Source organism: Candidatus Lernaella stagnicola (assembly GCA_030765525.1).
GTDB lineage: Bacteria > Lernaellota > Lernaellaia > Lernaellales > Lernaellaceae > Lernaella > Lernaella stagnicola.
This window is the reverse complement of record JAVCCK010000003.1, coordinates 24630-39752: the sequence shown is the minus strand read 5'-3', so window position 1 is coordinate 39752 and position 15123 is coordinate 24630. Positions and strand designations below refer to the sequence as shown.

The following is a 15123-nucleotide window of genomic DNA, read 5'->3' as shown; positions in this document are numbered from 1 at the left end:
CCTCCTTTCTTGTTTCGGCGGCTACAATTTGAATTTGTCACCCAGGTAAATCTCGCGCGCTTTCGGTGACTCGGCTATCGTTTTCGGGTCTCCTTCTTCGAGAATTTCCCCCTTATGAATAATATAGGCCCGATCGCAGATATTCAAAGTTTCGCGGACGTTGTGATCGGTGATCAGTATCCCGATGCCGCGCTCCCGCAGATCGGCGACGATGCTTTGAATTTCGTTCACCGCGATGGGGTCGATGCCGGCAAAAGGCTCATCCAGCAGCAAAAACGAGGGATTCGTAACCAACGCGCGGCTGATCTCCACCCGCCGTCGCTCGCCACCGGAAAGGGAATAGGCCTTGTTTTTCCGAAGGTGCGAAATGCCCAAATCCTGCAGTAATTGATCCACGCGCCGGTTTTGTTCTTCCTGGCTGAGCTTGAGCGTTTCCAGGATGGCCAGGATGTTTTCCTCGACCGTCAGTTTCCGGAATACCGACGGCTCTTGGGCCAGATAGCTGATGCCCAGGCGGGCGCGGCGGTACATCGGCAGATCCGTGATGTCCTTATCGCCCAATAAAACGCGCCCGGAATCCGGCCGGTACAACCCCACAACCATATAGAAATTGGTCGTTTTCCCGGCACCGTTGGGCCCGAGTAAGCCCACGACTTCGCCCTGGCGCACTTCGATACTCGCCGCTTTAACGACGGTCCGATTGCGGAACGATTTCGTAAGCTTGTCGGTTCGTAGCACCAGGTGGTTCTTCGTCACGTCCTTACGGTTCTCCTACGGTGCGTCTTGGCTGTTGCCGGAAACCGAACCCGGATTGATGGTAACCGAAACCCGACCGGATGTTCCGCCGAGTATTTCCACTCGTTGATTCGGAACGTAAATCAGAATCGTCGATCCGGCCAGACGATCGCGGCCCTGCGTGACCACCGGGGATCCCGTTAGCGCGATCGTGCCTTTGGCATGGTTGTATTCGGCTCGCTGGCAACTGGCTTTGCGTTTGCCCTGCGTCAACTCCACGCTACCCATGGCGATGAGCTTCTCAACCTCTCCGCCGAAGTCGTCGGGCTGCGTATCCTCGTCTTGACGCGCTTTGGACTGGGCCTGTTTTTCAAAATAAATCAACAAGATATCGCAGCGAAGGGTCGCATCTTCCTGCTTGACGACCACGTCGCCTTCAAAGCGTACAAGTCGGTCCCCGCCGTCGGCTTCCAGGCGCTCGGCTTCAATGTGGAAGGGCTGGGAGGGGTCGAATTCGGGCGCGGTGATACGGCTTTGCTGGCCCAGCGCCGGGCCGGCCAGGAAAAACGCCGTGCATAGCACGATCCACGCATAGTTTAGTTGTCTTGAGACCACAGTTTCGCTTTCACTTGTTCTCTAAGTTTAACCCTTTGTCCGTCGATGTCGATGTCCGCGCCGATTCCGGCCACCGTGAAACTCGGCCCGACCAGGCGCACGGCGGCGTCGGTCGATATCCGGCTCGTGGCACCGTCGAACTGCAGGTCGTCGGTGCGAAGTTCCAGGCCGTCTTCGGTTCGCGCCACCACGTTGCCGCGCAAGACACCGGTGCGGGCGGTCATATCGACCCCGGCCGTGTCTCCGCGGATCTCGAAACGCCGGCCTGATTCGACGACCTCGCCGGTCACCTGCTCAAGTTCGGCCGTGTTGCGGTTATCGAAGTAGCGGGCGCGGGCCGCTGCGGCGCGGTATTGGACTTGGCCGTTTACCGTTCGGGTGTAAACGAAGTCCGCCATTTCACCGAAGGGGAAGTCTTTTTGCCGTTCGGAGGTCTTTTTCAGTGGCTTATCCGATTGGCAAAGCTGCCAGATCAGCCCGGCGACGAGCAGGACTCCCAGTAGCGTTCCCAATTTTGTGGTAGGGCTGAATCTCATAGGCAAGGGGATTATAGCACAATTCGTGCCAAGGCAAGAACAAAAAGGACGCCGACGTCGAAATTCGGGACAACCCGGGGGTGGCGTCGCCACGACGCATGGCGCGATGAGAGCATGAAAGAATCCGCAAATCGAGAGATGTTCTCAATAATAAACCCTTTTCCTTTTGCAAATGCTTCATTTTAAGCTACACAGCACGAACATGAATCTCGACGCACACCCGAAACGGAATCAATTGCGAACGGTTCAGGCGCTCTTTTGGGGGCTGACCGTCACCGTCGCCGTGCGCCTGGTGCTGCCCCGGCTTTTCGGTTTGCTGGACAGCGACTCGGTCGTTCTGTTCCTGGACGCGCGGCGGCAGATGCTCGACGGCACGTGGAGCATGGTCAGCACCTTGCCGGTGTATCTGGTGTCGATCTTCTATCGCTTGCTGGACGAGAAACTGTACGCGGCGCGCTGGGTGTCGGTGTTGGCCGGGGTCGGCGTGATGCTCGTGGTTTTCGAGGCGGCCGAGCGCGGGCGACACGGACGCATTGCCGCGCTGCTGGCCGGGGCGATTCCGGCGGCCGTGTTTTTCGGCACGAGCGCCCTGCCGTATGGGTTACTCACTTTTTGCGGCGTGCTGGGTTTGTGGTTGTTGACCCGCGCGGTGGACGAGCGCCAACCCGCCTTCGGAGCGCTGGCCGGCCTGTCCTTTGCGTTGGCGTTTTTGTGCAAGACCTTCAGCGCGGTGCTGATTCTACCCGCCGGTGTGGCCGTGCTGCAGGGCTTGTGGCGCGCGGACCGGCGAGCCTCGCTTCGCTGGCTGCCGCCCCTGACGGCGGTGGGCGTGTGGGCGCTTCTCGTGGCGGCGGTGATCGCTTGGCGCTGGCCGGTATTCGGTTGGTCGGTGTTGAATGATTACCCGGTCGATTGGCGCTTCGATCTCGCAGCGTCGGTGTGGTCGGGGCGTTGGATCGGCTTGATCACGCTGCACGCGCTGGCGTTGCCGCTACTCGCGCCGGGCATTGTTGTGATGTGGAAAGAGCGACGGAACAGCACCTTCGCGCGACTTGGTTTCTGGTACGCGTTGGTGATCGTCGCCGTCTACTTGGTCAATCCCGTCAACCACTTCCCGCGCGTGTTGGTCCCGGCGTTGCCGGTGGCCGTGTTTGTGGCGGCGCTGGCCGTTGACCGCCTGCTGCGTCGCGGGCAGTGGGCGGCGTTGGTTGCGTGGACGATTGTCGCCTCGGCGCTGCTGCTGGGTCATTGGCTCGCGCCCGGATGGTGGCGCGACGGTCGCGTGTGGCCTGTCGTGTTGGCGACGGGGGCGGCTTGCCTGCTGGTTTGGGCCGGTGGTCGGGTTCGTCGGCAGGTGGCGCCGGTGTGGATCGATACCAGCGGCGCGGCGTTTTTGGCCGTTACGGTGCTTTTCGGCTTACATGCCGGATACACCGATCTGGACCGGGTCGAACGCGCGTACATGGCGCGGGTGGACGCGGTTCGCTTTTCCGGGGCGACCGGCGGCGTGATCGGTGGCAGCGACGCGCTGCATCTGGTGGTCGACGGGCGGCTGAACTTCTCGACCCTGCTGGATCTACCCCGCGAACGGCTGGAGCAAGTGCTCACCGAAGGATTACCCGCCGTCATGCGTTCGATGGGAACGCCGGTGGTCGTGGCCGATTCAACCGACAGCGACGGCATCTTGCCCATGTTGGCGGCCCTCGCGCGCGACCTGGGCCTGCCGCCGGATACCGTAGAGAATCCCTACGCGGATGTGGAAGCCGATCCCGAAGCGGCGCGCATTTTCGACAACGGTTGGTTTGTGATCTATCACCTCGAGGACGTGACCGGACCCGAAAGCGAAACCTGGGCGCGTTGGAACCGCATTCAGCCGCCGTGGGACCGCACGGGGATGGGGCTGCTTCATCCGACGCCGAGCCGCCTGGCCGTGCGTCAGCGGCCGGAAACCGCGGCTCCGGAAGGCACGACGAACCGGCAGATTCTCGTCGAGCTGACCGATGCGCCCGGGGGCGAGAACTGTTACAGCTTGCGGGTGGGGGCGCGCAATCGTCTCGGCGATTCGCTCTGGGAATGGGCCGGTGAAGTCGTGACGGATCACGATGAGGAATCGCCCGGTGTTCGCTTGGCGCGACTACGCGTCGATCGGCCCGGCGGCGAGGGGGAACATACGCTGATTGTGCCGTCGAAGGTCAAGGGAGTTCGCTCCTTTGTCATCGAGGCGCAACCGGTAGGGACCGGGCGGGCGCGGCGCGTTGTGGTGCCGGTGCCCGCGTGGTGGTAGGATCAGGCAATGCGTCGCGCGACTTTTCGCACCGAACACTGGTTGACTCTTCTGACGCTGCTGGCCCTCGCGGCACGGCTGGTGTTTCTGCTCGCCTTCGACAACGTGTTTTCCCACGAGGGTGAAAGCTACAGCAAGATCAATTTGGTGCGCACCTGGATCGAAAACGGCAAGCCGTATCCCGACATCAATTTCGGCCCCCTGCATACGTGGCTGATCTACGCGCTGTTCCGATTGTTCGGCGATTGGATTTGGCCGGTGCGCCTATTCGGCCTGCTGGCGGGAACCGCGACGGTGCCGCTGTTTTTCCTTTTAGTCAAAAAAGAATTCGATGCCCGCATAGCGGTCGTGGCCGCGTTGCTGTTCGCGTTTTTCCCGACGCACCTGCGGGCGAGCCCGACCGGCTTGGCCGAAACTCCCTATTTGCTGGCCCTGGTCGGCGCGTTGCTGGCCTTCTTCACGGCGTTTGGCGAACGACGCGGCGCGCGCTGGTGGCAGTTGACCGCCGCGGCCGCGGCCATCACCGCTGCCGGTATGCTGCGCTTTGAAGCGTGGCTGTTCCTGCCGGTTCTCTGCCTGCTGATGCTGCGTCGCAGTTTTTGGATGGCCGCTTGGTTCGGGGCGCTGACGGCGATTTTCCCGCTCGTTCACATGTTTTTTTGTTGGCGGGCGACGGGTCATCCCATGAGCTTTGCCGAAACGAGCGCGCTCTCATTTTTGCAGTACATGCCCGACCTGCCGCTGAAGGAAAAGGCGCTCGGTTGGCCGCTGTCACTAGGCCTTGGCATGGGATACGCCGCCTTCGCCCTGGGCGTTGTGGGCATATTCATCGCGGCGGCGCGTCGCCGGAAGCTGTCGTTCGCGGCGTTGCTCGTCTTTCCGCTGGCGATCATGCAGTACAAGGCGTTGACCAACACGATGGACCCGAGCCTCGAACGCTACGTGATCAGCTTGGGTACCTTCCTTTTTGCGTACGCGGGCTTTGCATTGGTCGCTTTGGACGAGCGCCTCCTGCGCTGGCGAGGTTGGCGGCAGGCGTCGTTAGTCGTGGCGATTCTCCTGGCCTCCTGGCAGTTCGCATGGGGTTGGGTGCAGGCGGACAAAAACCAATACGACGACGACATCCGCCATGTGGTGGAGTGGTTGCACGATCATTCCGACGCTGCCGATCGCGTTTTGCTCGACCAGCGCTTTCACCCCTACGCGCAAATCGAGAGCCGCTTGCCCCTCGCGCAATTTGTGGACCTGCGCTGGTCGCCCGACCGCAAGCAACTCGACGAAAAAGCGTTCACCGAACTGATTTCAAAACGTCCGCCGACGATTGTGGTACTCGACTACTTTCTGATCGGCACGGACATGGTCAATTCGAATCTTGATGTGTTTCGTGTGTCGCGGGGCGCCGAGGAAACGACCTCGCGCGGGCTGCGTTTTCGCAAAGCGTTCGCGGAGGGTGATTTCGTCATCTATCGAACCTCGCCGGCGGAGGCGTCGCCATGAGCCCCCGGGCGGAGAGGGCGATGCTGTGGGCGATTGTCGCCGTGGCGTTGGCCGTGCGGCTGTTTTTTCTGTTTGGCGCGCCCAACGTTTTTTCGGCCGAGCACGAGGGCTACAGCAAAATCAACTTGATGTTTCAGTGGGATCAATCGCCGCTGCCGTATCCCGATACGAATTTCGGACCGCTGCATACGCTTTTCCTCTGGATTCCGTGGAAGCTGACCGGGCACGCCGTCTGGCCCGCGCGACTGCTCACCCTGGCGATGGGCATGTTGTTGTTGTGGCCGTTGGTTCGGCTGGTGCGCCGCCACGCCGGACCGGAAGCGGCGGGGGCTTCGCTTTTCGCAGGCGCGTTCCTGTATCCGCTTTCCGTCGCGTCGGTCGTGACCTTGTCGGAAGTGCCCTTCGTTTGTTGCACGCTTTGGGCGATCGATCTGCTCGACGACGTGGTCGCTCACCAACGGACGGCGTGGGCTAAGTTGGTCGGCGCGGCGTTGGCGGCGGCTGCGGCTGCGGCATTTCGCTTCGAGGGCTGGCCGTTGCTCGTCGTGTACGTCGGCTGGCTGGCGGCCCACCGGCGTTTTCGGGAGACGCTGGTATTCGGGGCGATGGTGGCGGTGTTCCCCTTGATGCATATGGCCGAATGCGTACGCGTTACCGGCAACCCGTTTTCCTTCTTGGGCGTATCGGCGGAGGTGTCGGCGATTCACGCGTCGGAAGTGCCGCTGGTCGATCGCATTGGGTTGTTGCCTCATGCGCTGGCCGCGACGATCGGCTGGCCCGGCTTACTGTTGGGATTGATCGGCCTCGTGGCGGCCTTTACGAGACGCAAATTGCTGCTGCCGGCCGTGAGCCTCGTGGTTCTGTTGATCCTGCTGGAGAAAAAAGCCATCGACGCCACGCTCGACCCACGCTTGCTGCGGTACATGTCGTTGTCGGCGACATTGCTCGTATTGTTTATCGCGCTGCCGCTAACGACGTGGGCGCGGACGTGGCGGCGTTCGACGTGGCTGGTCGCCCTGGCGCTCGTCGCGGCCGTCGTGGCGGGTTTCTCGCACGCCAACACGGTGGCGGCCCAACGGATGCTGGGGCCGGATCGCGCCGCGTTTCGCTTTGTCGAAAAACTTCGCCCGGAACTGCGCGAGGACGACCGCGTGTTGTTGGGCAATGAATATCATCCGATTATCGTCGTCGAATCGGGCCTGCCGTGGGATCGTTTTCGCCGGCCCATCTACGATGCCCACGGCGGTATCGACCGCGAGCAATTGCGCCGCCTTTTCGAAGAGTGGAAGCCCACATTGTTCTTTTACGATCGCTCCGAATCGGCGTTCGGGGAGGCCTTGGGGCTGCCGCCGGGCGTGTCGTCGACGGACATTTTCGGCGTGGCCTATGCTCGATTGTGGAGCCACGACCGGTGGTCCGTCTTTCGACGAAAGGATGAAACCCCGTGAAGAAGCTGTTATTCGGAATCGTCGCGGCATTCCTGGTCTTGGCGCTGGTCGAAGGCATATTGCGCCTGGCGAACTACCGAGGCGACCCGGCGGTGATGGATTTCCGGCTTCGGGTTCACGGCGAACTATTCGGCGAGCCGGACTCCGTGCGATTCTGGCGTTTGCCGAAAGTCGCGCCCAACTTCCGGGACGACACGGCGCGTATGGTTTGCGTGTCCGATTCGGTCACCGTGATGGAACAAGGGCGGGGGTGGCCCGACCGGCTGCCCTCCAACCTGATGGAGCGCGACTATCTCAAACCGGTGCAGGTTTTCAACGGCGGCGTGCCCGGTTACACGAGCCATCAAGGTCGCCTCTATCTGGAGACGGAACTGCTCGATTGGGACCCGCATTTGGTGATGATCCAGTTCGGCTGGAACGATCACTGGGAGAGCCTCACCGGCGTCCCCGACAGCCAAATCAAACTTCCGGACCCGGCGACGCTCGCCTGGCAGAAGCGCTTGGCTCAACTTCGACTCTACCGCTTAATACGGACCCTAATTGTGGAAACGCCCACGCCCAACGGCACGCCGCGCGTATCGCTGCAAGAATTCCGCACGAATCTGAAACGCATGATCGAGCGCGTGCGGGCGCAACAAGGCAAGGTGCTGCTGGTGACCGCGCCTTATTTGGACGGGGATTGGGGTTGGCTGGCGACGCACAAACGCTACAACGAGGCGATTCGCGCCGTCGCTGCGGAGATGAACGTGGCGCTCGTCGATCCGGTGCCGCTGTTTTTGGATCGCCGCGACTTTTTCTTCTGGCCCGACACCGACGCCGCGCATTTCAACGCCAAGGGCGCGGTGGTCATCGCCGGGGCTGTGGCGGATAAGATCGTCGCGGAGAAGTTGTTGCCATGACGAAGCGCAAGTTGATCGTTTTTGCTCTGGCGGCGCTGATCCTGGCATTGGCCGGGGGAGAAGCGGCGGTCCGGCTCGTGTTTCCGGATTTATCGGACCAGGCCGCGACGATGCAGTTCGCCAACCCGCACCGCGACCAACCGGGGAGTTTCGACCGCGATCCCGTGTTGTTTTGGAAACTCAAAGCGCCCAATCCGGCGTGGCAGGTCAACCAAGACGGGTACCGCGGCCCGCGCCGCCCGGTCGAGAAAGCGCCGGGTACGCTGCGGGTGGTTTGCCTCGGCGATAGCTGCACCTTCGGCTTGGGGACGCCGCCGCTGGATTACGCGCAAACCTATCCGGCGGTGCTCGAAGGATTGCTGGCCGCTGCGCTGGGCAGGCCGGTGGAAGTACTCAACTTCGGCTGTCCCGGCTACACGAGTTGGCAGGGTCGGCAGCTCCTGCGCGTAAAAGCGATGAGCTATCGCCCCGATTTCGTGACGGCCTATTTCGGCATCAACGACGGCTTTGAAGCCATCGGCCGGGGCGACGCCCAGCAGCAGCCGGCGCCGGAAATCAGCGGCCGATTGGTGCCCGTTCAGCAGTTTGTGCGGCATTCGTCCCTTTATTTGCTGCTGACGCGGGGCGTGACCTTCGCGCGGCGTCAAGCGGCGTTCACCGAGGGGCGCCCGCGGGTCAGCTTTGATGAATTCCGGGAAAATGCGCGGGCGATGCGGGACATGGGGGCCGGGCGAGGCTTCCAGATGTTGTTTATCCCGGCGCACTTCATCGACGACGCCGGGGGGCTTTCGGTGGAGGAAATCTCCCGCGTTGACCCGTCGATTCCGCTCACGGCGGCGTTTGCCGACAGCGGTTTGATGCCGGGCGAGTTATTCTACCCGGAACCCGATCGGGTTCACCCGACGGCCGCCGGACATCGGATCATTGCCGAAGTCCTCACGAAGGTCTTGACGTCCCGTGTCCAAGGAGGCGGAATCTAATAGGAAAAGCTAAATGAGATGGCGGCGGACGAATTGACAGTCGTTCGCCCCTCCGGTACATTCCTGTCGCTTGAATTGACTATGAAAATTGCAGGATCGATATTTCGAGCAAGAAGCTCGTAGGGAAGGAGTTATTCAACATGCAGCAAAAGGACTTCATTTTCACCTCGGAATCGGTGACCGAAGGGCACCCGGATAAAATATGCGACCAGATTTCCGATGCCATTCTCGATGCCATCATCGATGAAGATAAATCGGCCCGTGTTGCCTGCGAGACGCTGGTCAATACCGGCATGGTAGTCGTCGCCGGCGAAATAACGACCAATACCTACGTGCCCATTCCCGATATCGTACGGGAAACCGTCCGGCAAATCGGATACACCGACTCCAAGATGGGCTTCGACTGCGATACCTGCGCCGTGTTGTCCTCGATCGACCGGCAAAGCCCGGACATTTCCCAGGGCGTAACGGCCGAGATGGGCCTCCACAAAGAGCAGGGCGCCGGCGACCAGGGAATCATGTTCGGCTACGCTTGCCGGGATACCGACGTGCTGATGCCCGCGCCGATCTATTATGCACACCAGTTGGTGATGGGACTGTCCATCGCGCGCAACCAGAAGCGGCTCGCCTTTTTGCGGCCCGACGGCAAAAGCCAGGTGACGATGGAATACCGGGACGGCAAGCCGGTGCGCATTCACACCGTCGTGGTCGCCACCCAGCACACGCCTGATGTTTCGTACGAGGACATCATCGAGGGCGTCAAAAGGGAAGTGATTTTCAAGGCGCTGCCGGAAGAATTGCTCGACGACAAAACAATTTTCCACATTAACGCCACCGGGCGCTTCGTGTTGGGCGGCCCGCAGGCGGATTCCGGTGTGACGGGACGCAAGATCATCGTCGATACCTACGGCGGTATGGGCCGGCACGGTGGCGGCGCGTTTTCGGGCAAGGACCCGTCGAAAGTGGACCGGACCGCATCGTACATGGCGCGCTACATCGCGAAGAACATCGTCGCGGCGGGCCTGGCCGACAACTGCGAGTTGCAGCTCGGTTACGTCATCGGCGTGGCGGAACCGGTTTCGGTGCTGGTGGAGACCTTCGGCACCGAGAAGGTGGACCCGGCGAAAATCAGCAAGGCCGTCCGCGATATCTTCCCGCTGAAACCGGCGGCGATGATCAAGCACCTGGATCTGCTGCGGCCGATTTATCAAAAGACGGCGGCCTTCGGACACTTCGGCCGCGAAGTGTTTACTTGGGAACGCACCGACAAGGTCGAGGAGTTGAAGTCGCTGCTCGGCTAAGTGGATGAATAGTTGAGACGTCGGCAACGTGTTCTTGAGCGCGTTGCCGATTTCATTTGACGCGAAGGACGGCTCGGTGATGAAGCGATGGTTGCGGGCAGTGGGTTTCTATCGCGGTTTCTTGTTGACAAGCTTTATGCCGGTGAGCCTCGGCGCGACGCTGGCCTGGTGGGAAGGCGCGAGATTCCATTGGCCATTGGCTGTGGCGACGATGGTGGCGGTCTGGCTGTTTCACGCCGGGACGAATCTGCTCAACGACTACTATGACCATCTTTCGGGCACCGATGATATCAACGAGATCCGCACGCCGTTTTCCGGCGGTACCAGAGTCATTCAAGAGGGCTTGCTTTCGGCCGAGCAGATTCGCGCGGCGGGCTACGCTTGCTTTGCGCTCGGCTTGGTGTTGTTTGCCGTTTTGAGCCTGTTTGTCGGGTGGTGGCTATGGGCGTTGGCGCTGTTCGGGCTGCTGTCCGGGTGGGGCTACACGGCCAAGCCTCTGTGGCTCGCCTATCGCGGATGGGGCGAACTAATGATTGCCCTCAACTTCGGACCGGCATTGGTGCTCACCGGATACTACGCCCAAACCCAGGAATTCGGCGTCGCGGCCGTTTGGGTTGGCTGCGCGATGGGATTCTGGACGGCCGCGATTATCACCATCAATCAACTGCCGGATTTCGTCGCCGATAAACTCAGCGGCAAGCGGAATCTGGTCGTGCGGTGGGGGAAGCGCTTCGGCCTGCAACTGTGGGCCGCGTTGATCCTGCTCAGCTTGGCGACGATCATCGCCGGAGTCTTCCTCGGCCTGTTGCCCGCGGCGCTGGTGTTGGGGCTGTTGGTCACGCCGCTGGTTGTGCGGCTCATCGACCGCGGCGCGGGAGCGGTGGAAGGTTTGGAAATCAACATCGCGGTATCCGCCGACACGATCAAATACGAAATTCTGTTCTGGGTTTTCCTCATGGGCGGCCTACTTGCGTCCCGCTTGCCGGGGGTCGTGGCGTGAGGATTGCCATCGTCGGTGCCGGGCCTGCCGGTGCGTTTTGCGCCTACCATCTGGCGAGGCGCGGCGCACAGGTCACGCTCATCGACCGTCATGAGCATGCCTGGGAGAAGCCTTGCGGCGGCGGCGTTCCGCCCAAGGTGCGCGAACGCTTCCCGGAAGTCATGGCTTACGAAGGGCCCAAACGCCCGGTGGAAATCGGCAACTTCGTTTCGCCGACCGGAGTGCCGATACGCCTGACAAGCCGCGCGCCCATGTGGATTGTGGCGCGGCGGGATTTCGACGGCTACGTGCGGGCTCTGGCGCGTGAGGCCGGGGCACGTTTCCTTAATGCGCGCGTGACGGGCGTCTCGTTGTCCCGGCGGGAATTCCGCTTGGGCGGCGTGGACGAACGTTTCGATTTCGTCGTGGGGGCCGACGGCGCCAAGTCGGTTGTGCGGCGTGATCTTCTCGGGCCGTTGCCGGCGGAGTTTCTCAGCGCGACCGTCGGGTATTTCCTGGAAGGGCGGCGGCAGGAGGCGACCACTTGGTTTATGGATCGCCCCGGTTATGTGTGGGCTTTCCCGCGGTCAGACCACCTTTGCCTCGGCGGCGGCAGCAGCGATCCCGATTTCGACGTCTGGGAGGCGGTGGAGACCATTCGCGCCGAACATTTCGCCGATTGGCCGGTGCGGCAAAAGTGGTCGGCACCGATCCCCTTCGTCCGCGACTCCGCCTTTTTTGATCTGCCGACGACCGGGCCGGGGTGGGCCGTGATCGGCGACGCCGCCGGGCATGTCGACGCGTTGACCGGCGAGGGGATTTTGTACGCCATGTGGGGTGGGCGGTTGCTGGCCGGCGCTTTGCTGGCGCAGCGTCCCGGCGACTACGAGAAAACGTGGCGGCGGTCGTTCGGGCGCGAACTGGCCAAGACGGCCGACTTGTCGCGAAGGTTTTACCGGCCGGAGTCGATCACCCGCGTGTTTGACGTGGCCGCTCGCAGCGCGACGATGCGGCGCTTTTTGATGGACATGATGACCGACCAGCCCAGTTATCTGAAAACAGGGAACATGTTCCTGTGGCGACTTCCGAAAATCGGCCTGGAACTTGTATCCCATTATCTGAAAGCCTAAAATCGTGCGTCGAAAACGAAATGGATGGAAACGATGCAGCAAGATAACGTCGAAACCAAAGGAAATGAGATGACACTGATTGCCAGTGATATGCCTTACAAGGTGGCGGACATCGGCTTGGCCGATTGGGGACGCCGCGAGATCGAAATCGCCGAAAAGGAAATGCCGGGCCTGATGGCCACGCGCAAGAAATATGCGGCCGAGAAGCCGCTGGCCGGCGCCCGCATCACCGGCAGCCTGCACATGACGATCCAGACGGCCGTGTTGATCGAAACACTCATCGAGCTGGGCGCGGACGTACGCTGGGCTTCGTGCAACATCTTTTCGACCCAGGACCACGCTGCGGCGGCCATTGCGGTGAGGGGCGTGCCGGTTTTCGCTTGGAAGGGCGAAACGCTCGAGGAGTACTGGTGGTGCGCGCTGCAGGCGCTCACGTGGCCGGAAGGCGGCGGCCCACATTTGGTCGTCGACGACGGCGGTGACGCCACGTTGCTGCTTCATCAAGGCTACTACGCCGAAAAGGACCCGACGCTGCTCGACCAGGAAACCGACAACAAGGAATCGAACATCATCAACGGCGTGCTCAAACGCTTGCGGGAAATGAACCCGGAATTCTGGCACCAAGCCACGGCGGATTGGAAAGGCGTCTCGGAAGAGACGACTACGGGCGTGCATCGGCTCTATCAAATGGCCAAGGACCGGCGGCTGCTCGTACCGGCGATCAACGTCAACGATTCGGTCACCAAGTCGAAGTTCGACAACGTCTACGGCTGCCGGGAATCGCTGGTGGACGGCATCAAGCGGGCGACCGATGTGATGGTGGCGGGCAAGACGGCGCTGGTTTGCGGTTACGGCGATGTGGGCAAAGGGTCGGCCGATGCGCTGGCGGCGTTGCGCTGCAAGGTCATGGTTACCGAAGTCGATCCCATTTGCGCGCTGCAGGCCACGATGGCCGGCTACAGCGTCGTGACCGTGGAAGACGCGCTACCGCTGGCCGACATTTACGTCACCGCCACCGGCAATCGCGACGTGCTCACCGCCGAGCACATGTCGAAAATGAAAGACCAAGCGATCGTGTGCAACATCGGCCACTTCGACAACGAGATCCAGGTGGATCAACTCGAGGCATGGCCGGGAGTCCGGAAGGTAGAGATCAAACCGCAAATGCATCAATTCACCTTCGCCGACGGGCACTGCATTTACTTGCTGGCCGAAGGGCGGCTGGTGAACTTGGGTTGCGCGACCGGCCACCCGAGTTTCGTGATGTCCAATTCTTTCACGAACCAAACCTTGGCACAGATCGACCTGTGGCAAAACGAGCATGAAGTCGGCGTCTACCGCCTGCCCAAGCACCTCGACGAGGAAGTGGCGCGGTTGCACCTGGCGAAGCTCGGCGCCAAATTGACGGTGCTTACGGCGGAACAATCCGAGTACATCGACGTACCGGTTAACGGGCCGTTCAAACCCGATCATTACCGTTACTGAGCCGTTCGCTCGAGCCAACGCTAAACAAGGCCGGGTTCATCTCGGCCTTTTTCGATGGAGACAGGCGTGCCGCCCATGACGAAAACACCGCCGCCGCCGACCCCGGCCGAGTTGCCGGGATGGACGGCGATTTGTTGGCTGCTGTTTTCGAGCTTCACGTTCTACGTCACCTTCGTCCAATACGCGTTGCTGCGGCGCGCGACACTGGTTCTGCACTGGGCGGAGAAAGATCTCACACCCGGCTTTGCGTTGTTGGCGATATGCGGCATCGCGGGCAGTCTCGCGGCGGGCTACGCGATCGACCGCCGCAAACCCTTCACGGATCACTTGGCGCAAGCGGCGGCGGGTATCTCGGGAGTCGTTGCCGTTGTGGCTGTGGCGATGATGCAGGTGACCTCGCGCCTGCTTCTGCTGGCGTTGTTCGCCCCGCTGGGATTCGCGTTGGGCCTGCTCATTGTGCTCCTGCTCACGTTGATGGTGACGCGGCTGCCGCTGAGGATTCTGGGCATATTCGGCGGCTTCACGGCGGGCGCGATCTACCTGGTCAGCAATCTACTGGCCGTGTTTTCCGATAATCCGGACAAGATCGGCATGTACGACGCCATCCTGGTCGCTTCGAATGTCGTCGTCGTTTTTCTCTTCATGGATTCATTGCGTAATACGCCGTCGGTACCGGCGGGTTGCGATACGACCAGCGGCCGCATGGTCAAGGCGCTGCTGCCGCTGGCGGCGGTCGTGTTCGCGGATACCGCGCTATTTGTGTTGGTCTCCCGCGCGCCCGGCGAAAACGCGATCCTCGCCACGTCCGGAGACTGGTTTGCCAACGGCGTGATTCATTTTCTGGCCGCGGCGTTCGCCGGGTTGTTTTACGTCCGCGTCGGCTGGAAGAAATTGAATGCTGTCGCCGCTGCGGCTCTCGTGATGCTGATTGCGGCCTACCTGACTCATCGTTTTACCGGGACCGATCTGCGCGGCCCGATTCTTGGCTTGTACGGCGCGGTCGTGGGTATCTACACCGTGGCTCTATTTACTGTTTTCGGCGAAGAAGCGCCCCGAGCGCATCCGGCCACGGGCATCGCCTGGGGGATGGTGCTGGTGGGTTGGGTGGCCAGCCCGGCGGGCATCGCGCTGGGAACGGCGCTAGTCGGCTGACGGCGCATTCGGAGCTTGCGACCCTTCGGCCGATGTGCAACGATAAATTCGTTACGCAGGCAACAGAGGATCTCTTTTTCGA

At 61.5% G+C, this 15123-nt stretch carries 13 protein-coding genes; 10 read left to right on the top strand and 3 right to left on the bottom strand.

The genetic code is table 11. The features are described 5' to 3' along the window. Positions 1-21 precede the first annotated feature (21 nt). The 3 genes from lptB to lptC are packed head-to-tail and all read right to left on the bottom strand — an operon-like array spanning position 22 to position 1886. On the bottom strand, positions 22-741 hold the full coding sequence (gene lptB, locus P9L99_00690) for an LPS export ABC transporter ATP-binding protein (GenBank protein ID MDP8221847.1): 720 nt from the start codon (positions 739-741) through the stop codon (positions 22-24). A gap of 30 nt (positions 742-771) precedes the next feature. Continuing rightward, positions 772-1350, bottom strand: coding sequence for an LptA/OstA family protein (locus tag P9L99_00685; protein ID MDP8221846.1), 579 nt, complete (start codon positions 1348-1350; stop codon positions 772-774). Beyond that, complete coding sequence (gene lptC, locus P9L99_00680) at positions 1332-1886, bottom strand: LPS export ABC transporter periplasmic protein LptC (GenBank protein MDP8221845.1); 555 nt, start codon at positions 1884-1886, stop codon at positions 1332-1334. The genes P9L99_00685 and lptC overlap by 19 nt, the downstream gene beginning before the upstream one ends. Before the next feature lie 235 nt (positions 1887-2121). Between lptC and P9L99_00675 the strand changes: the two genes are divergently transcribed. The 10 genes from P9L99_00675 to P9L99_00630 all read left to right on the top strand — a co-directional run bounded on the left by P9L99_00675 (position 2122) and on the right by P9L99_00630 (position 15041). Continuing rightward, positions 2122-4170 carry a glycosyltransferase family 39 protein gene (locus tag P9L99_00675; GenBank protein ID MDP8221844.1) on the top strand — a complete coding sequence of 683 codons (2049 nt, stop codon included), beginning with the start codon at positions 2122-2124 and terminating at the stop codon, positions 4168-4170. 9 nt (positions 4171-4179) lie between these two features. Beyond that, on the top strand, positions 4180-5667 hold the full coding sequence (locus P9L99_00670) for a glycosyltransferase family 39 protein (protein MDP8221843.1): 1488 nt from the start codon (positions 4180-4182) through the stop codon (positions 5665-5667). Then, the gene (locus P9L99_00665) at positions 5664-7115 is read left to right on the top strand and encodes a glycosyltransferase family 39 protein (protein ID MDP8221842.1); all 1452 of its coding nucleotides are present in this window, start codon (positions 5664-5666) and stop codon (positions 7113-7115) included. The genes P9L99_00670 and P9L99_00665 overlap by 4 nt, the downstream gene beginning before the upstream one ends. Next, complete coding sequence (locus P9L99_00660) at positions 7112-8014, top strand: GDSL-type esterase/lipase family protein (protein ID MDP8221841.1); 903 nt, start codon at positions 7112-7114, stop codon at positions 8012-8014. The genes P9L99_00665 and P9L99_00660 overlap by 4 nt, the downstream gene beginning before the upstream one ends. Beyond that, positions 8011-8994, top strand: a complete 984-nt coding sequence (locus P9L99_00655; GenBank protein MDP8221840.1) for an SGNH/GDSL hydrolase family protein — start codon at positions 8011-8013, stop codon at positions 8992-8994. Before P9L99_00660 ends, P9L99_00655 begins: the two co-directional genes overlap by 4 nt. A gap of 140 nt (positions 8995-9134) precedes the next feature. Next, a complete protein-coding gene (gene metK / locus P9L99_00650) occupies positions 9135-10295 on the top strand; it encodes a methionine adenosyltransferase (protein ID MDP8221839.1) in 1161 nt (386 codons plus the stop codon). Positions 10296-10374: 79 nt separating this feature from the next. Then, positions 10375-11295 (top strand): prenyltransferase, encoded by a 921-nt coding sequence (locus tag P9L99_00645; GenBank protein ID MDP8221838.1) that lies wholly within the window; start codon positions 10375-10377, stop codon positions 11293-11295. After that, complete coding sequence (locus tag P9L99_00640) at positions 11292-12404, top strand: NAD(P)/FAD-dependent oxidoreductase (protein MDP8221837.1); 1113 nt, start codon at positions 11292-11294, stop codon at positions 12402-12404. The genes P9L99_00645 and P9L99_00640 overlap by 4 nt, the downstream gene beginning before the upstream one ends. A gap of 33 nt (positions 12405-12437) precedes the next feature. Further along, positions 12438-13889, top strand: coding sequence for an adenosylhomocysteinase (ahcY, locus tag P9L99_00635; protein ID MDP8221836.1), 1452 nt, complete (start codon positions 12438-12440; stop codon positions 13887-13889). Between the two features lie 75 nt (positions 13890-13964). Continuing rightward, positions 13965-15041, top strand: coding sequence for a hypothetical protein (locus P9L99_00630; GenBank protein ID MDP8221835.1), 1077 nt, complete (start codon positions 13965-13967; stop codon positions 15039-15041). The last annotated feature ends 82 nt before the right edge of the window (positions 15042-15123 follow it).

Coding starts and splice junctions, on each gene's coding strand:
- P9L99_00645 (MDP8221838.1), top strand. CDS start 10,375: ATGAAGCGATGGTTGCGGGCAGTGGGTTTCTATCGCGGTTTCTTGTTG.
- P9L99_00630 (MDP8221835.1), top strand. CDS start 13,965: ATGACGAAAACACCGCCGCCGCCGACCCCGGCCGAGTTGCCGGGATGG.
- ahcY (MDP8221836.1), top strand. CDS start 12,438: ATGCAGCAAGATAACGTCGAAACCAAAGGAAATGAGATGACACTGATT.
- metK (MDP8221839.1), top strand. CDS start 9,135: ATGCAGCAAAAGGACTTCATTTTCACCTCGGAATCGGTGACCGAAGGG.
- P9L99_00670 (MDP8221843.1), top strand. CDS start 4,180: ATGCGTCGCGCGACTTTTCGCACCGAACACTGGTTGACTCTTCTGACG.
- lptC (MDP8221845.1), bottom strand. CDS start 1,886: ATGAGATTCAGCCCTACCACAAAATTGGGAACGCTACTGGGAGTCCTG.
- P9L99_00665 (MDP8221842.1), top strand. CDS start 5,664: ATGAGCCCCCGGGCGGAGAGGGCGATGCTGTGGGCGATTGTCGCCGTG.
- P9L99_00655 (MDP8221840.1), top strand. CDS start 8,011: ATGACGAAGCGCAAGTTGATCGTTTTTGCTCTGGCGGCGCTGATCCTG.